The sequence below is a fragment of the Arthrobacter sedimenti genome (assembly GCF_042652025.1).
Classification (GTDB): Bacteria; Actinomycetota; Actinomycetes; order Actinomycetales; family Micrococcaceae; genus Arthrobacter; species Arthrobacter sedimenti.
Genome location: NZ_JBHSDQ010000003.1, coordinates 139065 through 160991 on the forward strand (window position 1 = coordinate 139065; position 21927 = coordinate 160991).

Annotated in this window: 25 protein-coding genes and 1 riboswitch; of the genes, 13 read left to right on the forward strand and 12 right to left on the reverse strand. The window is 66.9% G+C overall.

Annotation, left to right across the window (positions count from 1 at the left end):
* Positions 1-310 precede the first annotated feature (310 nt).
* A complete protein-coding gene (locus ACFO0G_RS08725; protein WP_286397388.1) occupies positions 311-820 on the forward strand; it encodes a universal stress protein in 510 nt (169 codons plus the stop codon).
* Here ACFO0G_RS08725 and ACFO0G_RS08730 read toward each other — a convergent pair.
* From ACFO0G_RS08730 to ACFO0G_RS08765, 8 genes are all read right to left on the reverse strand, one after another.
* The gene (locus tag ACFO0G_RS08730) at positions 803-1306 is read right to left on the reverse strand and encodes a hemerythrin domain-containing protein (RefSeq protein WP_286397387.1); all 504 of its coding nucleotides are present in this window, start codon (positions 1304-1306) and stop codon (positions 803-805) included. The genes ACFO0G_RS08725 and ACFO0G_RS08730 overlap by 18 nt on opposite strands.
* Positions 1303-1620 (reverse strand): DUF3040 domain-containing protein, encoded by a 318-nt coding sequence (locus tag ACFO0G_RS08735; protein WP_286397386.1) that lies wholly within the window; start codon positions 1618-1620, stop codon positions 1303-1305. The genes ACFO0G_RS08730 and ACFO0G_RS08735 overlap by 4 nt, the downstream gene beginning before the upstream one ends.
* Positions 1621-1660: 40 nt before the next feature.
* Positions 1661-2068, reverse strand: a complete 408-nt coding sequence (locus tag ACFO0G_RS08740) for an SHOCT domain-containing protein (protein ID WP_376977065.1) — start codon at positions 2066-2068, stop codon at positions 1661-1663.
* Between the two features lie 9 nt (positions 2069-2077).
* Complete coding sequence (locus ACFO0G_RS08745; protein ID WP_286397383.1) at positions 2078-4879, reverse strand: HAD-IC family P-type ATPase; 2802 nt, start codon at positions 4877-4879, stop codon at positions 2078-2080.
* Positions 4880-4928: 49 nt separating this feature from the next.
* Positions 4929-5396: a universal stress protein gene (locus ACFO0G_RS08750; protein ID WP_286397381.1), complete on the reverse strand. Its 468-nt coding sequence runs from the start codon at positions 5394-5396 to the stop codon at positions 4929-4931.
* Between the two features lie 75 nt (positions 5397-5471).
* Positions 5472-7022: a DUF4389 domain-containing protein gene (locus ACFO0G_RS08755; protein ID WP_286397379.1), complete on the reverse strand. Its 1551-nt coding sequence runs from the start codon at positions 7020-7022 to the stop codon at positions 5472-5474.
* Between the two features lie 62 nt (positions 7023-7084).
* Positions 7085-7948, reverse strand: coding sequence for a universal stress protein (locus ACFO0G_RS08760; RefSeq protein ID WP_286397378.1), 864 nt, complete (start codon positions 7946-7948; stop codon positions 7085-7087).
* 106 nt (positions 7949-8054) lie between these two features.
* Positions 8055-9200, reverse strand: coding sequence for an AI-2E family transporter (locus ACFO0G_RS08765; RefSeq protein WP_286397376.1), 1146 nt, complete (start codon positions 9198-9200; stop codon positions 8055-8057).
* Positions 9201-9331: 131 nt separating this feature from the next.
* On the opposite strand from ACFO0G_RS08765, the gene ACFO0G_RS08770 reads away from it, so the two are divergent.
* Genes ACFO0G_RS08770 through ACFO0G_RS08785 form a run of 4 tightly spaced genes read left to right on the forward strand, consistent with a single transcriptional unit; the run spans position 9332 to position 12734 of the window.
* On the forward strand, positions 9332-9763 hold the full coding sequence (locus ACFO0G_RS08770) for a hypothetical protein (RefSeq protein WP_286397374.1): 432 nt from the start codon (positions 9332-9334) through the stop codon (positions 9761-9763).
* Between the two features lie 52 nt (positions 9764-9815).
* Entirely contained in the window at positions 9816-10340 is a 525-nt protein-coding gene (locus ACFO0G_RS08775; protein ID WP_286397372.1) for a mycothiol transferase, read from the forward strand.
* Positions 10333-11268, forward strand: a complete 936-nt coding sequence (locus ACFO0G_RS08780; RefSeq protein ID WP_286397370.1) for a ribonuclease Z — start codon at positions 10333-10335, stop codon at positions 11266-11268. The genes ACFO0G_RS08775 and ACFO0G_RS08780 overlap by 8 nt, the downstream gene beginning before the upstream one ends.
* On the forward strand, positions 11265-12734 hold the full coding sequence (locus ACFO0G_RS08785) for a protein adenylyltransferase SelO (protein WP_286397368.1): 1470 nt from the start codon (positions 11265-11267) through the stop codon (positions 12732-12734). The genes ACFO0G_RS08780 and ACFO0G_RS08785 overlap by 4 nt, the downstream gene beginning before the upstream one ends.
* A gap of 110 nt (positions 12735-12844) precedes the next feature.
* Here ACFO0G_RS08785 and ACFO0G_RS08790 read toward each other — a convergent pair whose 3' ends face one another.
* Positions 12845-13681 (reverse strand): C40 family peptidase, encoded by an 837-nt coding sequence (locus ACFO0G_RS08790; protein ID WP_286397366.1) that lies wholly within the window; start codon positions 13679-13681, stop codon positions 12845-12847.
* 3 nt (positions 13682-13684) lie between these two features.
* Positions 13685-13855: riboswitch (cyclic di-AMP (ydaO/yuaA leader) on the reverse strand.
* Between the two features lie 290 nt (positions 13856-14145).
* On the opposite strand from ACFO0G_RS08790, the gene ACFO0G_RS08795 reads away from it, so the two are divergent.
* The 3 genes from ACFO0G_RS08795 to ACFO0G_RS08805 are packed head-to-tail and all read left to right on the forward strand — an operon-like array spanning position 14146 to position 15496.
* Positions 14146-14505 carry a TraR/DksA family transcriptional regulator gene (locus tag ACFO0G_RS08795; RefSeq protein WP_376977070.1) on the forward strand — a complete coding sequence of 120 codons (360 nt, stop codon included), beginning with the start codon at positions 14146-14148 and terminating at the stop codon, positions 14503-14505.
* Positions 14502-15032: a DNA alkylation repair protein gene (locus ACFO0G_RS08800; RefSeq protein WP_376977072.1), complete on the forward strand. Its 531-nt coding sequence runs from the start codon at positions 14502-14504 to the stop codon at positions 15030-15032. The genes ACFO0G_RS08795 and ACFO0G_RS08800 overlap by 4 nt, the downstream gene beginning before the upstream one ends.
* A 20-nt stretch (positions 15033-15052) precedes the next feature.
* Positions 15053-15496, forward strand: a complete 444-nt coding sequence (locus ACFO0G_RS08805) for a DUF1810 domain-containing protein (protein WP_286397357.1) — start codon at positions 15053-15055, stop codon at positions 15494-15496.
* Between the two features lie 37 nt (positions 15497-15533).
* Here the strand turns inward: ACFO0G_RS08805 and ACFO0G_RS08810 are convergent, their stop codons facing one another.
* Together ACFO0G_RS08810 and ACFO0G_RS08815 are read right to left on the reverse strand one after the other, a co-directional pair.
* Positions 15534-16427 carry a glucose 1-dehydrogenase gene (locus tag ACFO0G_RS08810; protein ID WP_142133701.1) on the reverse strand — a complete coding sequence of 298 codons (894 nt, stop codon included), beginning with the start codon at positions 16425-16427 and terminating at the stop codon, positions 15534-15536.
* Between the two features lie 163 nt (positions 16428-16590).
* The gene (locus ACFO0G_RS08815) at positions 16591-17097 is read right to left on the reverse strand and encodes a metallophosphoesterase family protein (protein WP_286397355.1); all 507 of its coding nucleotides are present in this window, start codon (positions 17095-17097) and stop codon (positions 16591-16593) included.
* Positions 17098-17170: 73 nt separating this feature from the next.
* Between ACFO0G_RS08815 and ACFO0G_RS08820 the strand changes: the two genes are divergently transcribed.
* The gene (locus ACFO0G_RS08820; RefSeq protein ID WP_286397352.1) at positions 17171-17362 is read left to right on the forward strand and encodes a DUF1918 domain-containing protein; all 192 of its coding nucleotides are present in this window, start codon (positions 17171-17173) and stop codon (positions 17360-17362) included.
* A 52-nt stretch (positions 17363-17414) separates the two neighbouring features.
* Positions 17415-17930: an NUDIX domain-containing protein gene (locus tag ACFO0G_RS08825; RefSeq protein WP_376977075.1), complete on the forward strand. Its 516-nt coding sequence runs from the start codon at positions 17415-17417 to the stop codon at positions 17928-17930.
* Between the two features lie 19 nt (positions 17931-17949).
* On the opposite strand, the gene ACFO0G_RS08830 is transcribed toward ACFO0G_RS08825, so the two are convergent.
* Complete coding sequence (locus ACFO0G_RS08830; RefSeq protein WP_286397347.1) at positions 17950-18627, reverse strand: endonuclease/exonuclease/phosphatase family protein; 678 nt, start codon at positions 18625-18627, stop codon at positions 17950-17952.
* A gap of 157 nt (positions 18628-18784) precedes the next feature.
* Here ACFO0G_RS08830 and ACFO0G_RS08835 point away from each other — a divergent pair, with 157 nt between their 5' ends.
* From ACFO0G_RS08835 to ACFO0G_RS08845, 3 genes are all read left to right on the forward strand, one after another.
* On the forward strand, positions 18785-19588 hold the full coding sequence (locus ACFO0G_RS08835; RefSeq protein ID WP_376977077.1) for a thioesterase family protein: 804 nt from the start codon (positions 18785-18787) through the stop codon (positions 19586-19588).
* Positions 19589-19661: 73 nt separating this feature from the next.
* Positions 19662-20204, forward strand: coding sequence for a PadR family transcriptional regulator (locus tag ACFO0G_RS08840; protein ID WP_286397342.1), 543 nt, complete (start codon positions 19662-19664; stop codon positions 20202-20204).
* A gap of 5 nt (positions 20205-20209) precedes the next feature.
* Positions 20210-21922 (forward strand): ABC1 kinase family protein, encoded by a 1713-nt coding sequence (locus tag ACFO0G_RS08845; RefSeq protein WP_376977079.1) that lies wholly within the window; start codon positions 20210-20212, stop codon positions 21920-21922.
* Positions 21923-21927 lie beyond the last annotated feature (5 nt).

The following is a 21927-nucleotide window of genomic DNA, read 5'->3' on the forward strand; positions in this document are numbered from 1 at the left end:
TCATCAGTCCCTGCTTCATGCTTGTGCACCGAACGCTCCCAATGTCTTCAGGATCATGACCCCGCGGCATGCGGGGTAGCCCCGGGGAGGGCCTGGTCCCATTGTTACCCGGGGAGGCGGGTGCGGGAAGGGACCAAAGTCCACGTAACCGAATCCGGCCGCGCAATGGGCCGCGCAATGGCCCCTGCACGCGCGGACCTGATGACCTTCGGCCCTTCCCCGGGAAGTGTTTGTGGTCCATTCTGGGACGAGCCACAGGAGAGTATCCGGCCACAGGAAAGTACATGGCAAGTCAGCGATTGGAGCCGGCATGAGTGCCCTTGAACCGCACCCGAGGATCATCGTTGGGGTGGATGGATCCGAAGCCTCCGTCGCCGCGCTCCGGGTGGCCCGGGCCATGGCGGAACCCATGTCGGCGAAAGTCGAAGCGTGGGCGTGCTGGGACGTTCCGGCGGGCTACGGGGTGTACCTCGCCGTCGGGATCGAGGGGTTCAAGTATGCCGCGGAACAAGTACTCCACCAGGCCCTCGCAGAGGCTTTCGGGGAACTGCCTTCGTTCGTGCACCCCCGGCTGGTCCGGGGCAAGCCCGGCCCGGCGCTGATTGACGCCAGCCGCAATGCGTCCCTGGTGATCGTCGGCAGACGGGGACACGGGAGCTTCGTCCCGGGTTCGGTGAGTTCGGCGTGCGTGAGCCACGCGCACTGCCCGGTGCTGGTGGTCCACGGTCCGGAGGCAGAAGCTCCGGAGGCAGGGACCCGGGCAGAGGCGGCGGCTGAAGAAGTGGGCGGTGCCCATCCCCGTTCAGCCGTGGTGCCCTGACGGGCCTTCTCCCACCAGTTCGTGCAATCCCTCAACTGCATGGGCGAGTGACAGCCCGGAGGACTGGACGACGAAAGGCATCAGGAGGCGGTTCTCCTTGTCCAAATGCAGCGCGAAGATCCGCTGGATGGCGCCGGCCGCAACTGCCGCAGGGACCCCGTCGGCCGTCCTGAGTTCTTCGACCAGGCCGACGATGACGTGGTGCTCGGCCAGCATGCCGTCCACCAGCAGTTTGGCCTCAGGCATGCCGTGCGGCCCGCTGTAGAGCGGACCCTCCTCGGCCAGGGCATGGGGCACCAGTTCCTTGTCACACCAGTCGAGGAGGGTGGCCTGCGCAGCCTGCCCAGCGGCAGGGTCGCCCGCCTCCACGGCCTGGGTGAGCAGCCCTACCAGCCCGTTGAGGTGCCGCAGCATATCCGCATGGTGGGCCTCCACCGCCTGCAGCGCCTGCTGCTCGGACGAAAGGTCCTTGCCGTTCCCGTTCATTCGTTGTTGCCTTCCAGTTGCCCAACGTGCCGGTTCCTGCTGCGCAAGGACCACCGAAGGTCCTTGATGGCCCAGTAGGCGCCGCCGTTCATGACGGCAAACCCTGCGATGCCCACCGAAGGGACCCGGATCACCAGGCCAAGGAGGAGGACGCCGACGCCTGCCGCGAAGAGCAGTAATCCCCGGCTGATGCGGGTCCGGAGGGACAGCGCTGCGATATCCCGGCTGAGCAGGCCGGCGAGCCGGGGATCGTCTCCTTCCAGGCCATGACCGATCAGTTCGAGTTCGCGTTTCTCGAATTCAGAGAGTGGCACAGCTGCACCCCACTGTCCGTTGCCTGCGGGACCCACGAAATCACGTACCCGGCTGGCCACGCAGGACGGCCAGCCTGTTCTGGTATTCAACTGCGTCAATTTCCCCGCGGGCGAAGCGCTCGGCGAGCACGTCCTCCGCCATCCGCGGGGATTGCTGCATGGGGTGCGGGGAGGGTGCCCGCAGGGAACGGGCCAGCAGGACAATACCGGTGATGATCGCCCCCCAGACCACCACCATGCTGATGCTCATCAGGACATAGCCCCACAGGCCCATGCCGTCATTCCAGCCGTACACTTCCACTGCCTCCGGTTCCTGGAAGGCGGGCGCCAGCCGTCCGCTTTCCCTTTTCAGTATCAGGCGCCGCCGGAGCGGGTGGGAGAGCCGTTGGTCCTGTTCCAGCACTGCTGGACCCGGTGGGAACCGCACCTGCTTATGCGGGCTGCTCAAGCCGCGGAACTAAAAGCCAGTGCGCCGGAAACGCTTGTCCACGGCGACCACGAGGGAGGCCAGCAGCGCCAGGCCAAAGATCCGCAACCAGGCGTCTGTGCCGATGGGGGCGGTGTGGAAGAGTTCGTTCATCAGCGGGGTATACGTGAGGGCCAGTTGGCCGGCTGCCTGGACCACGACGCCGAGGATGAGCCAGCGGTTGCCGAAGGGCCTTAGCCGCCAGGCGGGGCGGCTCAGGGACCGGCAGCTGAAGAGGTAGAACACTTCCACCGCCACGAAGAGGTTCACGGCAGAAGTGCGGGCCTGCGCCACGCCTGCGCCGGTGGCCACTTCGTGTTCAAAGAGCCACCAGGCCCCGGCGACCAGGAGAGCCGACACGAGCAGGATCCGAACGGTAAGCCCCAACGTCAGGAGGGGGCGGCCAGGTGCCCGCGGCGGGCGGGACATCAGGCCAGGTTCCTTCGGCTCAAAGGCGAGCATCAGTCCAAGGGCGACGGCGGTGGTCATGTTGATCCAAAGGATTTGGGTGGGCAGGATGGGCAGCGTAGCCCCCAGCAGGATGGCCACGAGGATCACCAGTCCCTCGGCCATGTTGGTGGGGAGGGTCCAGACCATGAACTTGGTCAGGTTGTCGAAAACATTCCTGCCCTCTTCGACCGCTGCCTCGATGGTGGCGAAGTCGTCATCTGTCAGGACGATGTCAGCGGCCTCCTTGGCCACCTCGGTTCCGGTGCGTCCCATCGCAATGCCCACGTTCGCCTGTCGAAGGGCCGGTGCATCGTTCACGCCGTCGCCGGTCATGGCCGCCACGTGCCCGCGGGACTGCAGGGCATCGATAAGGCGGAGCTTCTGCTCAGGGGAAACCCGGGCAAAAACCGTGGCCCGTTCCACGGCATTCGCGAATTCACCGGCCGGGATGGCGTCCAGCTGGGCGCCGGTCAGTGCGCTCCCGGACCCATGGTACGCGTCCAGCCCCACCGCCGCGGCCACGGTCACCGCGGTCCGCACGTGGTCCCCAGTGATCATCTTGACCCCCACACCGGCACGCAGGCAGGCCGCCACTGAGGCGGCAGCCGCCGAACGCGGCGGATCGTGCATCGCCTGGAGCCCGGTCAAGGTCATCCGGCCGTGCAACTCGATGTTGGAAAGGGTTCCGCCGTCCGCTGGAAGGCGCAGCATGGCGGTGGCCAGCACCCGCAGCCCGGTGTCGGCGAGCGCGTGTGCAGCAGTGAGCACGGCGTGCCTGCGGAGGGGCCTGTTGCCGCCGTCGCTGTCCATTTCGTGGCCGCATAGCTCCAGTACCCGTTCCACGGCGCCCTTGACGAACACGGTGACTTCGCCGCGGGTGGGCGTTGACGCGTGCAGTGTCGCCATGAACTGCCGCTCCGAGGTGAACGGCAGTTCGCCCTGCCTCGGATTGGCGGCCAGGAAATCCCGGACCCTGGCGCCGCCTTTCCCGGCCGCCACCAGCATCGCCGCCTCGGTAGGGTCACCCCGGGCCAGCCAGCCGGGCCCCTCGGGGCGGATGCTTGCGTCGTTGCAGGCTGCACCGCCCAGGAGGGACCAGTAGAGGGCCGCGTCCCGGTCCTTTGGCCGGATTGCCGCGCCAGGTTCCTGTCCGCCGGCGGTGCCGCCTGCGGTTGACGCGAGGATGTGCCCGTCCGGGCCGTAGCCGGACCCCGTGATGTCGTACCTGCCCGAGGGCGTCCAGAGTGCCCGGACTGTCATCTGGTTCTCCGTGAAGGTGCCCGTCTTGTCCGAGCAGATCACCGTGGTGCTGCCGAGCGTTTCGACGACTGGGAGCCGCCGGACCACCGCACGGCGCCGGGCCATGCGGCGGACACCGATGGCAAGCGTCACCGTTACGGCGGCGGGAAGGCCCTCCGGAATGGCGCCCACTGCCAGGGCGACGGCGGCCGTGAACATCTGTCCCGGCTGTTCCCCATGTGCCAGGCCGGCGAGGAAGGCCACGGCGGCGAGGGCAAGGATGGCTACGGTAAGCGTGGTGCTGAAGCGTGCCAGTTTCAGGGTCAGCGGCGTGGCCACGGGACGGACGGAGCCCATGAGGCGGTGGATTTCGCCGAGTTCGGTTTCGCCGCCAATGGCGACGACGATTCCTGCGCCGCTGCCGGCGGTCACCAGCGTGCCGCTGTACAGCATGTTCCTCCGGTCGGCCACGGGCGTGACCTGCGGGAGTACCACCTGGTCCTTGGACACAGGATCGGATTCTCCCGTGAGCGCGGATTCATCCACCCGGAGGGCGGACAGGCGTACCAGGCGCAGGTCGGCAGGTACCTTGTCTCCTGCCTGGAGCAGCACAAGGTCTCCGGGGACCAGGTCCTCGGAGGGGACCTGCTTCCGTTCGCCGTCGCGCATCACGGCGGCGTGTGTGCGGACCAGCGAATGGAGGGCATCCAGGGCTGCTTCTGCCCGGACTTCCTGGATGAATCCGATGACCGTGTTGACCAGGACTACCGCGAGGATGACCCCGGAATCCAGGAATTCACCAAGGAAAGCAGTTATCACGGCGGCGGCCAACAGGACGTAGACCAGCGGATTGTTGAATTGGCGTCCCAGCTTGCGGGCGATGCCCCCGGTGTGCCGCCGCGGAAGCTCGTTGGTCCCGAATTGCACCCTCCGGCGCTCCACCTCGTCGTGGCCCAGGCCTCTGGCTGCGTCCGTTTCGAGCAGGAGTACCACTTCGTGGACAGGCAGGCCGTGGTGGGCAGGATCGGACGAATCGTTCTGCCTCCGGCGGCCGGCAGGGGATGGCGGCAGCGGACTCCGCGGCCGTATTTCTCTGGCCGGCACTGTCCTCACCTGCCCCCGGGCCGCAATACCTTGCCTGCGGCTGTCCCGGTCAGCCCTTCCTGGAACCTTCGGAGTGCTCCTCGGGGGTGTGAACCACCAGGACGGGGCAGTGGGCGTGGGCCACGATGGCTGAGCTGACGGAGCCCAGGAGCAGGCCGCCGAAACCGCCGTGCCCCCGGCGCCCCACCACGATCATGTCGGCGTCGCGGCTGGCATCGATCAGCGCTTCACGGGGGTGGCTGCGGACCAGGGTCGAGGTGACGTTTGACGGCGTCCCGGCTCCGAACGCCTGCTCCACCGCATCGTCCAGGATCTTCCTGGCCCCCTCCTCGAAGCCTTCGATCCCCATCATCACGTAGCCGTCGTACATCTGCGGGTACTCCCAGCAGGCCACCGCCTGGACCTTGGCGCCCAGCGGAGTGGCCAGCCGTTGCGCCTGGCGCAGCGCCTCCACGGAGGCTTCCGAACCGTCAACCCCCACCACGATTCGGGCGATTGGTGCCCCGGCAATGCTCATGTTCGCTCCCTTGGTCGGACCCGCGCTGTCACGCCTATCATGCCCGCACGGGAGGTGCCGGGCTAGGGCCTAAGGTCATGGCGCGCCGGCGGGCGGAGCAGCGGCCGGCGGCATGGCCGCTCCGGGCCCCTCAGGTTCGGCGGCGCCCTGGTCCAGCCGGAACGGCGGGTATTCGTCCCGCATCAAAGCGGTGTAGGCAAGGACCCGGTAAATCCAGCGGTTGACGCCGAGGATGAAATCGAACAGCGGGCGCTGGTAGCGGCCGGTGAACAGCAGGATCACTGCCGCGATAAGGACCAGCACCCCAAGCAGGGACGGTCCCGTTTCCTGTACATAGGTTGTCCCGCCGAAGTTGTTGTCCGCCCGCCAGCGCCACGTGGTGTTGGTAAAGGCGGCGATGACCAGCAGGTGCGGGATCGAGAGCAGCCACCATTTCACCAGGACCAGGCCGCGGGACAGCCGCTCGGGGTAGTCCACGTCAAAGTCGGCGGGGTAATTGGTGCGCCTGAGGGTGAACGGCGGGTACAGGTCCGTGCCGACGGCGGCGTAGGCGTAGAACGCCACCCGCCAGTTCCACCGCATGACGCCGACATTGAAGTCGAACAGCGCCCGCGGGTAGCGGCCGGTAAACAGGATGCCGAACCCGGCCACGATGGTTGTGATGACGAAGGCGAACCAGAGGAAGAAAAGGAGGATGAAATGCGGGATGGCCAGGAACCACTTCACCAGCCACATCCACCGCGACAGGGCGGGATCCAGCTCACCGAAGAGCCTTGCAGGGTAGCCGGGACTGCCTGGTACCGGGGCGAACGGCCCGGAGGGCGGTGCGGCCCCGGGTACAGGCGGTGCTCCCGTCACCGGCACGGGATATCCGGGTGCGCCTGTTGCCGGGCCTCCGTACGGTGGCTCACCGTACGGAGGGCCACCGGAAGGGGGTCCTGCGGGGGCCGGCGCGGCGTGCCGTCCAAGGCCGGACGCCCCAAAGATGATGAGGGGTATGCCGATTACCAAGGCAACGATTCCGCCAACCAGCAGGCCCGTGGCTGCCGGCTGGAACAGGTCCGAGTGGAAGCCTGCCTGCAGCTGCACATCCACCCCTTGGGAGGCGTCGGCGTTCATCACCACGACTTCCCAGGTGCCGGGCGCGATGTTCCAGGTGAGCTCCTGTTGCCCGGAACCGGAAGCGGAGGCGGTCCAAAAGCGCTGGTCCGTCGGGGGCGCTGCCGGATTCCCGCCCGGCACGTCCCGGTAATCCGCACGGAAGGGCTGCTGCCGAATGTTCAGCAGCTCCGAGTGGTGCACGCCTGACAGGTACTGCTCCACGTCGGCCTGCGGACCGATGCCAATGAACACCGGCTTGTCCGGTGTCACTGATGCAGCCCGCAGCCTCAGCTTGCCGATGTCAAAGGGCAGCCTGCCGGGAACGTCCTCGCCGATGGCATCGGCCCGCGGCGAGGTGAGGGCAAAGGAATTGACGGAAAAGCGTGACATACCGGACGTCAGGTAGCCGTCGCCCTGGATGGTTCCCACCGCTGACGCTACTGCTCCGCCTGCCAGTGCAGCCAAACCGGGCAGGGTGATGAGGATCCCGAGGATCAGCATGATGATGGCAGCGGGCTTTTTCATGGCGTCAAACCTTCCGCCTACGGAATACGGAGTGCCGGCAGGAAGGCCAGCAGGCGGTGCACCTACACAGTGAGGGCAGCGTCGGTCCGGGTGATAATCACGGGGCACGGAAGGTGCTTCAGGACGCCATGCGCGGTGGAACCGAGCAGGAGGCGCTTAAAGGCCCCCTTGCCCCGGCTGCCCACCACCAGCAGCCTCGCCCCGGCGGCGGCCTCGACAAGGCCGGCAACCGCGCCCCGTTCGGTTTCGAGCCGCTGGTGCACCACCAGGTCCGGGTAGTCTTCCTTGAGCCCTGCCACCGCTTCGGAGAGCACCACGCGTTCCTCGTCGGCGATAAGTTCGGCCATGGCTGCGGGCGAGAGCCCGGCGTCGATGATGGGATCCGGCACATCAACGGCGTAGACGACGGTGAGTTCGTCGCCTTCGCGGTCTGCCTCGGCGGCCGCGAACGCAACCGCCTGGGTCGATTCAGGGGATCCGTCGACGCCGACCACCACTCCGGACCTGCCTTCGAGGTCCTGGGTTCCGACGACGGCGACAGGGACCTTGGCGGCCGTGGCCACCTGGAGTGCGCGGTCGGCAAGGGTGCCGCCGAAATGGCCGCTGCCGGAACCCATGACCATCATCGAGGTCCTCTTGGAGTACTTTGCAAGGGAACCGCCCACACTGCCGGTGAGCAACTCCGTGTCAGGGCTGACGGGAACCGTTCCTTCGAGGCGTCCGGCGGCTGTCTTCAGGAGTTCCTCCCCGGCCTGCTGAAGGGTTCCAAACCACGGATACGGTTCGGCAACCCACCGGTCATCCACCACGTGGAGGATTACCAGCGGCAGGTCCGCACGGTGGGCGCGGCGGGCGGCCCACAGGACGGCGGCCTGGCTTTGCGCTGAGTCGTTGGTGCCCACAGCGATGGGTTTCCGGGATGTCATGGCCGCACTTCCTGCCTGTCGTGAACTGGCTTCTGCCATTCAAGACTGGCCCGGGCGCCACCGGCGCTCTAGGGCCGAAAGTCACGGAAGCGCTGTTCAGGGCGCTTCACGCCCCTGGCGCTGCCGGAGCAATAGGCTCCGGGCCGGGGATGTCCCTTTCGGCCAGCGTCTTGTAGATGGTCCAGCCGACGGCGGTCAGCGGCACGGCGAGCAGCGCACCGATGACGCCGGCCAGCGTTGCCCCCGCGGCCAGTGCCAGGATGATCACCAGCCCGTGGATCCGCAGGACCCGGCCCATGAAGAGGGGCTGGAGGAGGTGGTGTTCCAGTTGGTTGGCGGCAACGAGGATCACCAGGACCACCAGCGCGGGAACCGGTCCGTTCTCCACCAGGGCCACCAGCACCGCCAGGCTGCCGGCGGCGGTTGCGCCGATAATCGGGATGAAGCCGCCCAGGAAGACCACCGCGGCAAGGGGGACTGCCAACGGAACCCGCAGGATCAGGAGCCCGGTAAGGACAATGACGGCGTCAATGGCTGCGATGATGAGTGTCCCCCGGACGTAGCCGCCCAGCACCACGATGCTGCGTTCGGCCGCCAAATGTGCCTTGCCCTGGCGGGTCCCGGGGAGGAATCCGATCAGGAAGCCCCGGATCTTCTCGCCGTCCTTCAGGAAAAAGAACAGGATCACGGCTGTCAGGACTGAACCTGCCACAATCTCCCCGGCCGTCCGCAGGCCCGTCAACGCGTCGGCCCCCAGGCTTCCTCCAGCGAGGAACTTCTGGAACTCGCCGCGGGCTGCGTCGATCTGGTCACTGGTCAGGGCCACGGGGCCGGTGGTGATGAACTGCTGCAGCTGGCCAATACCTGCTTCTGCCCGGGCGGCCAGGACGGAGGCCTGCTGCCGGACCAGGGTGATGATGCCACCCACCACTCCGGCCGCCACCGCCAGGATCACCAGGAACGAAGACAGTACGGCCAAGGCGCGGGGCCAGCCCCGTGCCGCAAGCCAGCGGACGGCAGGAGACATGGCCGACGCCAGGATCAACGCAACGAGCACCGGGATGGTAACCAGCGGGACACGGATGGCAGCCGCTACCGCCACCCAGGCAAGCGCCAGGACGGAAAGTGCCTGGATGGCCCGGATGCTGGCCCGGCCCAATCCGTCGGTCCACAGGACGGACATCCGGGTGGCGAAGGACTGGAGCCGGGGCGGCTGTGCCGCGGGCCCGTCGGGGGACATATTCGGTTGCATGCGGTTCTCCTTGCTGGCCATCACGTTTTCTGCCCCATTTGCCTGTCCCTTACCCATTACGGTTCACATCCATCCCGGTTCGTCAGTATGCTTACTATTGTCCGCTGAACGGCAACCGGAAAGGCACCATCATGACTGAGCAGAACGTCCCCGACGATGAGCTGGAAGTTGTGGAGGAGGACGACGTGCTTCTCGATGAAACTCCCGGCGCGGCGTCGTCCCTGGAACTGGACCCTGTGATGGGGGAACCCGACAATTACCCGGGTGCTGCGGAGAACAATCCGGAACGCTGGCAGGAGGACCCCCTGTTGCAGGACGAGGCCGTCTCCGGTGAAGAGGAGGACTTCCTCAGCGACCAGACGCTGCGGGACGAAAGCGCGCAAGCCCGCTACCGCTCCGGCGATGAGCAGGTGCCGCCGGACGCCCCCACGCTGGGGGAGGCGGCGGCCGACGTCGATTTCGGCGAAAACCCCACAGGCCCCGAAGCGGACGCCAGCGACGACGAGGAAAACTTCGGCGGCTCGCCTCTCAGCCAGTTCGAGCCGGACGACCTGGAACGCTAGCGGCCTAAGGCTGCGGGCCCAGCTGGGCCCGCAGCGGTGGGAAGGGGAAGAGATGCAATCCAAGGAACTGCTGCTGGAGGCCTTCGACCGGCTCCCCGCTCTCGTTCGCCAGGTGCTGGAAGGACTCGGCGAGGTGGACCTGCAGCGCCGTCCTGCCGGTAACGGCAATTCAATTGGCTGGCTGATCTGGCATACGGGCCGGGTGGAAGATGCGCAGGTAGCCTCCGCCTCGGGGCTGGAGCAGGTTTGGACGGCAGAAGGCTTTGTATCCCGTTTCGGTCTCCCTCTTGCGGAGCGGGACACCGGCTACGGCCACACCAGCGAACAGGTGGACGCCGTCATGGCGCCCCGCGAACTGCTGCAGGAATACTACGCGGCGGTCCACCGGCAGACCGTCCAGGTCCTGCAGGGTATTGATGATCCGGACCTGGACCGGGTGGTCGACAAACATTGGGATCCGCCCGTAACCCTCGGAGTGCGGCTGGTCAGCATCCTGGGGGATTGCCTCCAGCACCTCGGCCAGGCAGCATATGCCAAAGGGCTGCACGCGGAGCCGGCAGACGCCCCCGGTGCGTGAACTCGTGGTGCTGGGCACGGCCTCCCAGGTTCCCACGCGCACGCGGAACCACAACGGCTACTTCCTGCGCTGGGACGGCGAGGGACTTTTGTTCGACCCCGGTGAGGGCACCCAGCGCCAAATGATCCATGCCGGGGTGGCGGCAAGCCAGATCACCAGGATCTGCCTCACGCACGTACACGGAGACCACTGCTACGGCCTGCCGGGCGTCCTGTCCCGGATGGCACTGGACGGTGCTGCACACCCCGTCCACCTTCACTATCCGGCCTCCGGGGAGCAGATTGTCCAGGCCCTCGTGGCTGTAAGCTCGCCCGGCATCGACCTGCGGCTCCATCCGCACTCCGGTGCCGGCCCTGTGGCGGACGGCCTGGAGGTCCGGCCCCTTAGGCACCGCATCGAGACGTACGGATACCTGCTCACCGAGCCTGACGGCCGCACCTTCCTTCCGGAGCGGCTCCGGGCGGCAGGAATCGAAGGGCCCGACGTGGGCCGGCTGCAGCGCAAAGGCTCCCTCGGCGCCGTCGCGCTGGAGGACGTGAGCATTCCCAGGCCCGGCCAGCGCTTCGCGTTCATCATGGACACGGCACCGTGCAGCGGCGCGGAGGAACTGTCCGATGGCACCGACCTCCTGGTCACCGAGTCAACATTCAGCAACGACGACGGCGGGCTGGCGCAGCAGTATCTGCACCTGACCGCCGGGCAGGCAGGGGATCTGGCGGCGTCCGGAAAGTCCAGGACGCTGGTGCTTACCCATTTTTCCTCACGATACGGCGACGACATGTCCCTGCTTGCGGAGCAGGCGCAGGCACGTGCTGCAGGGACCGCGGTCATCGCAGCCCACGACCTGCAGCGCATAGCCGTTCCCCCGCGGCGGCACCTGGTGCGGGAAACAGCGGACCATTATGACGGCGATAGGGTTAAACCATGACGGCAGCAGCTGAATACACGGTGGCTTTTGACGGCCGCTTCGCGCGTGAATTGTCGGAACTCGCTGTTCCCTGGCAGGCCGAAGAAGCCCCTAGCCCCGGGCTCCTTGTCCTCAACGAGAAGCTTGCGCGTGAGCTGGGCCTTGACCCGGAGTACCTGCGCAGTCCCGAAGGCGTGCGGCTCCTGGTGGGGAATCACATTCCACCCGGCGCCACTCCGGTGGCGCAGGCCTACGCCGGCCACCAGTTCGGCGGATACTCACCCCTGCTCGGTGACGGACGGGCACTTCTGCTGGGCGAGGTCACGGACCGGAACGGACGCCTCCTTGACATCCACCTCAAAGGCTCGGGACGCACGCCTTTTGCCCGGGCCGGGGACGGGCGGGCCGTCGTCGGGCCCATGCTGCGTGAATACCTCGTCAGCGAGGCCATGTACGCCCTGCACATCCCCACCACCCGTTCGCTCGCCGTCGTGGGGACGGGCCGCCAGGTCCGGCGCGACGATATGCTGCCGGGCGCCGTCCTGGCCCGGGTGGCAAGCAGCCACCTGCGCGTGGGCAGCTTCCAGTACGCGCGTGCCACGGAAAACATGGAGCTCCTGAAGCGGCTGGCCGACCACGCCATCAGCAGGCACTACCCCCACGCCGCTGACGCCGACAACCCCTACCTGGAACTGTTCGCCTCTGTCGTCTCGGCCCAGGCGGAATTGGTGGCCCGTTGGATGCTGGTGGGATTTGTGCACGGGGTCATGAATACAGACAACATGACCATCTCAGGGGAAACCATCGATTACGGCCCGTGCGCGTTCGTGGACGCGTTCAATCCCGCCGCCGTCTACAGTTCAATCGACGTCAGCGGCCGCTACGCCTACGCCAACCAGCCGGTTTTGGCCGAATGGAACCTTGCCCGGCTCGCCGAGGCGATGCTGCCGCTCATCGACGAAGACCAGGAGAAGGCGGTTGGCCCGGCGGTGGAGGTGCTTGGCGGCTTCCGGGGGCAATACAGCAGGGCGTGGACCAGCGGGATGAATGCCAAGCTCGGCCTTGGCAGCGGCGGGGGCAGTGACGGGGAAACCACGTCCGCGCTGGTGGACGGCGCCATTGACATCCTGAAAGACGGCCCCGTGGACTACACCCTCTTCTTCCGTAACCTTGGCAAGGCGGCCCGGGGCGACCTTCGCCCGGTCCGCGGCATGGTTCTTGATCTGGCCGCGTTCGATTCCTGGGCGGAGCGGTGGCAGGCACTTGAACCGGACGCGGAGCTGATGGACAGCGTCAACCCGGCGTACATCCCCAGGAACCACCTTGTGGAGGAGGCGCTGGCCGCTGCCACGGGCGGAACCCTGGCACCCTTGCAGCAGCTGCTGGAGGCAGTCAGCGATCCCTTCACCGAGCGGTCCGGGCTGGAACGCTACGCGGAAGGCGCCCCTGAAGATTTCGGCAGCTACATGACCTTCTGCGGGACCTGACAGCTGCGGATGCGGAGGGCAGATGCGACAGGAGGGCGGCAGCCGGTGTACCGGCTGCCGCCCTCCTGTTTCAATGCCTGCGCGGATGCGCGCCTTCGGTTGCGCGAAGACTAGGCGACGCGGACTGCTGAGTAGCCGCCCAGCCAGCTGATGGAGTGCACCTGGGTGTCGTAGCCGTTCACGCCGCCGCTGACAACCTGGCCGTTACCGGCGTAAACGCCCACGTGGCCGGAGGTTATGATCAGGTCGCCGGGAGCAGGAGCGCTGACCACGGTGCCGTACTGGAAGAACTGGGTGGGGGCAAGATCGCCAACGGACTTGCCCACCGAGCGCAGCGCCTTCTCAACCATGGCAGTACAGTCCTGCTGCACGCCCAGCTGGCTGTAGGCGTTCGCCAGGATGGCAGCGCCGGTGCCCGTGCCGCTGGGGGCTGATACGGGGGTGGCCGAGGCGTAGGACATGTTCATGCCGGTGTTGGCCGGAGCGGCGGCTGCAGTCTGCACGGGCGCTGCTGCCGGAGCCGGAGCCGGTGCGGCGGTGTAACCGGCGCCGGGGATCTGGATCTGGTCGCCCGGGTAGATAACCGAGGACAGGCCCAGGCCGTTGGCGGCCAGGACATCGTTCAGGCTGACGCCGTAAGCAGATGCGATGGCACCGAGGGTATCGCCGGAAACTACGGTGTGGACGCTTCCTGCTGCCGCTGCCGCAACGGGGGCGGCAGGTGCGGAGTAGGCCTGCACGTTGGTCTTTTCAGTGGTGTCCGGGCCGGTGACACCGGCGTGGGCCGGGGCGCCGACGCCGAAGGCAATGCCGGACGCTGCAGCAACTGCCAGCGCGGGGCGGCCCAGCGAGCGGGCCTGGGACTTGGCTGTCACGGCGAGGCCCTCGAGAACAATCGAGCGGGCCGGAGTTGCGCGGTGACGGGCAGGGGTGGAATTTTTTGACACGGTTGATCGCCTCTCCCATGCCTGCGGGGTGAGCTGTCGGGTTCGGGCTGGAGATACCCGGCCGGAAGCATCCCCGTAACGGACGGAGGCGCTATCGACTTAACCCCAAGGCCACAAGTGGCCGCGGAAACTTGGTTCCCCCGTCCCTGCCAGCTGGAGCGGTTGTATCCCATGATCAGCGGCAGGGCTCGGCATACTGATGGGAATGTCCCGACTGAGAGGGACACCTGAAGACCATAACCCACATGCGGCGGCATTGTCACATTTGGATAACATACGAGGTCCCGCTCTCGAATTCCGCAAACGTTTGGATGTTACCTCCGTCCCGGGTTTAAGCTCGGCTAATAGCCATGGCGTGCAGCCCGGTAACGGTGCGGACACGGGCGCGAGGGGGATGCTGCTGGCCCCACGGCACGGGCCGTTTCCATGCCGACGGTTCCCGGTCGGACCGCTAGGCTGATTACATGCCAGATTTCGACCGGTTCCGCGTGCTGCTCGAAGAGGAGCGGGCGCGGCGGCTGGAGCTGCTGCCGGCGCTGCGGGCCGACATAGACGCGGCGAATTCGGCCCGGCAGGACTCCAACGTCGATGACGAGCACGATCCCGAAGGGGCCACGATCGCCTTCGAGCTCTCACAGGCTTCGGCGCTCCTGAAGCAGAGCTCGGCCGGCCTGGACCAGATTGACGCGGCGTTGACCCGCCTGGCCGCGGGGACCTACGGCGCCTGCGCAGTATGCGGTGAACCCATTGCGGAGGGCAGGCTGGAAGCGCGGCCGTGGACGCCGTTTTGTATCCGGCACGCCTCGTCCGGCCGGGGACGATGACCGGCCCTGCGGAGGTGGTGTCCGCCGCGGTGGAGTTCGTTGACCGGACCCTCCAGAACGAAGGCGCCTGGTATCGGGCGGACGACGTCGGGAACCGGCTGGGCTGGGCGCTGGACTCTTATGGCTCTTCCATCGGAGCGGTGCGCGGCACGGTGCGCGACACGCTGCGTAAATTCAAGGACCTGGACCACGACGCCACGGTGATGCTTGCTTCCGCCCTGTGGGGACAGCCCAGGCCCGGCTCCCGCCCGGTGTTTGAGCGCCGGTTGGCGGCGGTGGTGCTGTTGCAGTCAAGGGTGCGGCTGCTTCGGCACTCGGACCTGACCCGGCTCGAAGGCTTCCTGCGTTCCGCCCAGGCCGCTGACCTGACCCAACCTCTCCTTGCCGACGTCCTGGTGCCGCTGCTGTCCGGCCTCGGGGAGCGCGAGCGCCACCGGGCCGGTGTGGTCCTGGCCCGGTGGCGGGACGACCCCGACCCGCAGCTTCAGGAGGCGGCAGCCGCCCTCGACAACGATTTGACCCTTTGACCTTAAACCGGGAGATCCACATGAACGAGCACTTTGACCTTGACCGTTTTGTTGCCGCGCAAGACAGCGGCGGTACCTATGACCAGGCGCTGGGGGAGCTGCAGGTCGGGAGGAAATCCGGGCACTGGATGTGGTTCGTCTTCCCGCAGATTTCCGGTTTGGGGCAGAGTGCAACGTCCCGCAAATACGCCATCTCCTCACTGGCTGAGGCCCGCGCCTACCTGGACCACGACGTGCTGGGCCCGCGGCTCCTGGAATGCGCCCTGGCCCTGGCCAACCACGCCGACCAGCCCGCCGAAGACATATTCGGCGGCATCGATGCCAGGAAGCTGCGATCGTCCATGACACTGTTTCTCCGGGCGGCACCCGGAGAAACAGTGTTCAAGACTGTCCTGGCCCAGTTCTTCGATGGCGAGCCGGACCCGGCCACCGACGAAATCCTGGCCGGCCAGGCCGCTGACTGACCTCAGGTTGACGGGTCAGCCGGGCCGGGGGTTCCTGCTAGGGCGTGGGGCTGCCGCCGTTGACGTTCAGCGTCTCGCCCACCACGTAGCTGGACTCGGGTGAGGCCAGGAAGACATAGGCGGGTGCCAGCTCCGCAGGCTGTCCTGCCCGGCCCAGGGGAGTGGACTGTCCGAATTCCGGCAGCTGCTCCTTGGGCTGGCCGCTGCTGACTTGCAGGGGGGTCCAGATGGGTCCCGGGGCCACGGCGTTCACCCTGATTCCCTTGGGGGCCAGCTGCTGCGCCAGCCCCTTGGTGAAGTTGTTGATGCTGGCCTTGGTGGTGGCGTAGTCCACCAGGGTGGGGGACGGGTTGTACGCCTGGATCGAGGTGGTGTTGATGATGGTCGAGCCGGCCGGCATGTGCGGGACGGCCGCCTTGGTCACCCAGAACATGGCGTACACATTGGTCTTTAGGGTGTGGTCGAACTGCTCGTCGGTGATGTCCTGCAGGTCCTCCTGGGCCACCTGCTTCCCGGCGTTGTTGACCAGGATGTCCACCCCGCCCAGCACGGCAACCGCGGTATCCACCAGTTCCCGGCACGTCGCCGAATCTTTGAGGTCGCCCGGCACCTTGACAGCCTTACGGCCTGCGGCCTCGATGATCCCGGCGATGCGGGAGGCGTCCTCCTCTTCCTGGGGCAGGTAGGAAAGGACGACGTCGGCGCCTTCCCTGGCAAAGGCAATGGCCGTTGCGGCGCCGATGCCTGAGTCCGCGCCGGTCACGATGGCGCGGCGGCCTTCCAGCCGTCCCGTTCCGCGGTACGTTTCTTCGCCCAGATCGGCCTTGGGCGCCAGTTCGGCATCAAGGCCCGGCTCGGGCTGGTGCTGCTTGGGCGGGGAAATCTTTTCGTAGGCAGTCACCGGATTACGGAAGGTGTACTGGTCAGTCATGGTGGTCCTCCTGTTCGTGCGGACTCGGGCTGGTTCGTCGCCCCGGAAACTGAAGCAGCCTGCGATCAAGGAATCGCAAAACCCAAAAAGCTAAGCATGCTTACGGTTCCCAGCCTAGGCAATGAAACCCCGCCCTGCCAAGCGGCCTTTCGGCCCGGCAACGTCAATCCCGCCGAACTTCCACCAGCCTCACCTCCGCCAACCGCCCGCCGTCGACCACGGCTTCCATGAACGTGCAGGAGGGCTGCCGGCGGCGGTCCGTGGGCGAGCCGGGATTCAGCAGCCGCAGCCCTTTGGGTGACACCGTGTCCCAGGGAATGTGGCTGTGCCCGAACACCAGGACATCGGCTTCCGGATACAGCGCTTCACACCGCTGTTCGCGGCCCTTTGCCTGCCCTGTCTCGTGCACCATGGCAAACCGGACACCGTCCAGCGTGGTGGTGGTTGTCGCGGGAAGCCGCCGGCGCAGGTCCGGGCCGTCGTTGTTGCCATAGACGCCCAGCAACCGCCGGCTTCGGCGCTCGAACTCGTCCAGCAGCGCCGCCTCCACCCAGTCACCCGCGTGGAACACAACGTCGGCACTTTCGACGGCCCGCCATACTGGCCCGGGAAGGTCTTTGGCGCGCTTCGGCACATGGGTGTCGGCGATGAGGACAAGGTTCAACGGCATATCCGCATCCTGCCATTCTGCCCTGTTCCCGCGCCCGCGGCAGTCGTAATCTGGGGGCTGGGAGGTGATTGCCATGGAGGCAGCCCAGGGCGACCGCATCGTCGTTCACGGTAGGACGGTGGGGTCCTCGGACCGGCACGGGGTGATTCTGGAAGTCCGCGGCGAGGGCGGAAGCCCGCCCTATGTCGTCCGCTTTGACGACGGGCACGAAACCGTCATGTATCCCGGCGGCGATTTCGCCGTCGACCGCGCACACAGCACCTGACGGGTGGGGCGGCGGCACTGCGGCCAGCCGCTCCACCTGTCAGACTGGGGGCATGGATCAGTTTCCGCACTCCAGCAGGTCCTCCACCCCGCCGCCCCGCACCGGTCCGCGCGATCCGGGTGACGCCTGGGTGGAAGGGGACCGCGGCCGGTACTGGGGCAGGTTCGGCGCCGCCGGAGTCCTTGCCTACGACCCCGCCAAGGGCGTGCTCCTGCAGCACCGGGCCGTCTGGAGCCACAACGGGGGAACCTGGGGCCTGCCCGGCGGGGCGCTGCATGAGGGCGAAGAAGCGGTGGACGGTGCGCTCCGGGAGGCCTTCGAGGAGGCTGCCGTCCCGTCGGAGAGCGTGGAGGTGCTGTTCACCTCAGTGCTGGACCACGGCTACTGGTCCTACACCACCGTGGTGGTGCGGGTGCTGGAATCCTTTGAGCCCGTCATCAGCGATCCCGAAAGCATTGCGCTGCTATGGATCCCGGTAGCCGAGGTGGACGCCCTGGAACTGCATCCCGGCTTCGCGGACGCCTGGCCGGGCCTGCTGGCGCGGCTGGATTCCGGGGAGACCTGGTAAACGGGGGAGTCGTTTCCTGTTAATAGCCTTGGCCGTACTCGGCTGTCACCAAAATCGGCAGGTGGTCCGAGTTGCCCCGCGGCAGCGTTTCCACGCTGGCGATATCCAGGCCCAGTGACGTAGCAAAGTCGAAGTGGCCCTTGAACACCTTGTACCGGGTATAGGTCCGTCTGTTGCTGAGGGACAGGGCGTAGCCGGAGTTCTTCATGTGCATGTCAAGGTTCTTGGTGAAGAACGGGTAGTTGAAGTCGCCCACCATCAGGGTCATCAGGCCCCTGCCCATGCTCAGCAGTTCGGCGTGCGCTGCGTGGATCTGCTTGCGCCGCAACGAATTGGAGGCCGTGAGCGGGGCTGCGTGGAAGGAGCCGATCACCAGCTCATGCTGCGTTTCGTTGTCCATCACCCTGGTGCCGATCAGCCGCTCATGGGCCGGGGCCAGCACCCTGTCATGCATGGACTTCTTCAACGCGAAGGACTGGGTGTCCAGCGCGGTAAAACGGCTTGTGCGGTAATAAATGGCCAGCCCCAGCCGGTTGCCCTTGGTGGCATCGGCCAGATGGAGGGGGCCCAGGGTTTCCGGAAGGTCGCTGGCATCCACTTCCTGGAGGCACAGCGCATCGATGTCATGGTTCCGTGCCAGGGCGAGGAGTTCGCCGCTGGCAGCGTGCTTGCGGAGGTTGTAGCTGATGACGCGCATGAAACACCTCTTTTGAGGGTTGCTGACAGGACCAGTTCCTTACTCTAGTCGGATTGCCGCCGCCATCCTCCAACATTTCGCCGGCCGTCCCGGCGCGCCGTTCACGCGAAGGATAGAGTTAGTGGCAATTCACTGAACGTTTCGTAAGGGGCCAGCCTTGACTGCAGACCTGCCCGAACTCGCCGAGGGCAACTTTTACTACCAGGACCTGGGAGAGGGCCGGTTCCGGTCCACCATCCACGCCCAGGGAGCCTGGAATGTCCACGAACAGCACATGGCACCGGCATCCGGCCTTCTGGCGGACCTCCTGGAACGGCACCAGCCCCGGGAAGACATGCGGATGGCGCGGATCAGCTACGAGATCCTTGGCCTGATCCCGGGTGGGGAGTTCAGGATCCACACCACCACGCTGCGGCCCGGCAGGACCATCGAGCTGGTGCAGGCCGAACTGGTGGCCGGCGGCCGCACAGCGATCCGCGCCACCGGGTGGCGGATGCTGACCAGCGACACCGGTGAGGTGGCCGCCGTCGAGGACGCCGCCATTCCGGGCCCTGACGAATGCAAGCCTTATGACGGCTCCGCCGTCTGGCCCGGTGGCTACATCCGGTCCCTCGAAATGCGGGTGGCCGAAGGGCACCGGCCAGGGGCGGGGAAAGTGTGGCTGCGCACCGAACATCCGCTCACCGACCGCGCAGACAGCGGGGATTTCGCGCGCCTCATGGGACTGGTTGACACCGCCAACGGCATCGCCGCCCGGGTACCGCCCGGCAAGGACAGCTACGCTTTCCCCAACCTGGACCTGCAGATCCACATGTACCGCAGGCCTGAGGGGGAGTGGCTGGGGCTGGACAATGCCGTGTCGTTCGGCCGTGACGGGATCGGCCTCACGTCCACCGTGCTGCACGACCGGCAGGGCCCGTTCGGCCGTGCCGAACAGATCCTGACGCTTCGGAGGACGTGACCGGCAGCTATGGTGCCCTCCTGTATCGCTGAGTATCGTTGTATATCGTTCGCGATTGACAAAGGAGTTCATCATGCGTGCGTCATACCCTGCAGGCGGATTCGGTCCCGGTAATTTCGACGGGATGTGGCAGGCCGTCGAAGAGCTGAGGTCCAGGTTCGAAAAGCGGGTTGGAACCCGTGCCGGGAAAGGCGAGGTGAGGGCAGCCGTCCTGGCCCTGCTCGCTGAGCGGCCCATGCACGGTTACCAGATCATCCGTGAGATCGAGGAGCGCAGCGGCGGCAGCTGGAAGCCCAGCGCTGGTTCTGTCTATCCCACCCTGCAGCTGCTGGCCGATGAGGGAACCATCAGCGCCGAGGAATCCAACGGCCGGAAGATCTACTCCCTCACCGAAGCAGGCCGCGAGGAGGTGGCGGCCCACCACGGTGCTGCGCCCTGGGATCCGGCGGGCACCCAGTCCGGAACCGGAGTTGCTTCCCTCCCCAAGGCCGGGATCGAGCTGGCCCAGGCGGCAGCCCAGGTGGCCCGGATCGGTTCGCCGGAACAGGTGCAGCAGGCGGTGGCGGCGCTGGACGAGGCCCGGCGCCGGCTTTACGCCATCCTCGCCCAGGACTGACCCGGGTGGCGTCGACTGTCCAGGACAAGGCCGCCGACCCGCTGCCCACGCGCGAGCACCGGGGGCGCTACCGGCGCATCCTGGGCTTCGCCGCCCGGAACCTCGCCGCCACGTGGTGGTTCGAACTGTTCCTGCCGCGGATAGGACTCGGCCGGATCTCCGCGCGCACCCGCTCCAGCCGGATGGGCCGCTTCGCGCAGCGGTTCCACGACCTGGCCGTGGAACTCGGCGGCCTCATGATCAAGGTGGGCCAGTTCCTGTCCTCCCGGCTCGACGTCCTTCCACCGGAGATCACCAAGGAGCTGGAGGGGCTGCAGGACGAAGTGCCGCCGGTCTCCTTCCCGGCCATTTCTGCCCTGGCGGCACAGGAACTGGGGACACCACTGGCAGGCGTCTTCGCCACCGTGGACCAAACGCCCATCGCCGCTGCATCCCTGGGGCAGGCCCACCGGGCCCGCCTTAATGCCGATGACGCCGGGGACACGGGGCTCGATGCCGTGGTCCTGAAAGTGCAGCGCCCGGGCATTGGAGCCATCGTCGACGTCGACCTCGCCGCGCTCCGCAAGGTGGCCGGCTGGCTCAGCCACATCCGGCTCGTGTCCCGCAGGGCCGACATGCCGGCCCTTGTGGAGGAATTTGCCCAGACCAGCCTCCTGGAAATCGACTACCTGCACGAGGCCGTCAACGCAGAGCGATTCGCCGCGGATTTCGCCGGCGATGACCGCGTGGAGGTTCCGGGCGTGGTGTGGGAGCGGACCACCCGCCGCGTGTTGACGCTCGAGGACGTCACGGCCATCAAGATCACAGACGTCCGCGCCCTTCGTGCCGCCGGCATCGATCCCGCCCAGGTAGCGCCGGTGTTCGCATCCATCATGTTCGACCAGCTCTTCACCAATGGCTTCTTCCACGCCGACCCCCACCCGGGAAACATCTTCGTGACGCCCGTCCCTCCAGGGGCAGGGGAACTTGCATGGAAACTGACGTTCATCGACTTCGGCATGATGGGCGAGGTAACAGCCTCCACGCGCAGCGGGCTGCGGAAGCTGCTGATCGCCGCCGCTGCCCGCGACGGCAAGGGGCTTGTGGCGGCCATCAACGACGTGGGCGTTTTGATGCCGTCAGCCGACAGCGCGGGACTGGAGCGCGCCATGACACAGCTTTTTGCCCGCTTCGGCGGCATGGGCTTTGCCGAGCTGCGCGAAGTGGACCCGCGGGAGTTCCGCGATTTTGCCGTGGAGTTCGGCGACGTGGTCCGTTCGCTGCCGTTCCAGCTGCCGGAAAACTTCCTGCTGATCATCCGGGCCATGTCCCTCACATCCGGGGTGTGCAGTGCCCTCGACGAGCGGTTCAACCTGTGGGATTCGGTGGAACCCTACGCAGCTCAGCTGCTGCGGGACGAGCGCGGCAATGTGGTGCAGGATGTGGCCCGGCAGGCCATCGACGCCGCCGCCGTGGCCTTCCGCCTGCCCCGCCGGCTGGACGCCCTGGCCACCCGGCTCGAGGAGGGATCACTGCAGGTAGCCGTTCCGCGGCTGGAGCGGCAGGGTGCCCGGCTGGAAAGGGCCGTGCGCCGCTCAGCCTCCGCCCTGGTCTTCGGCGCCCTGCTGCTCGCCGGCGCCATCGTCCGGGTCGACGACCTGGTGCTAAGCAATGTGCTGATGGCAGCATCGGCCTTGCCGCTTTTGCACGCACTGTGGGTGGGGCGCCGGGGGCGTTAAGGCGC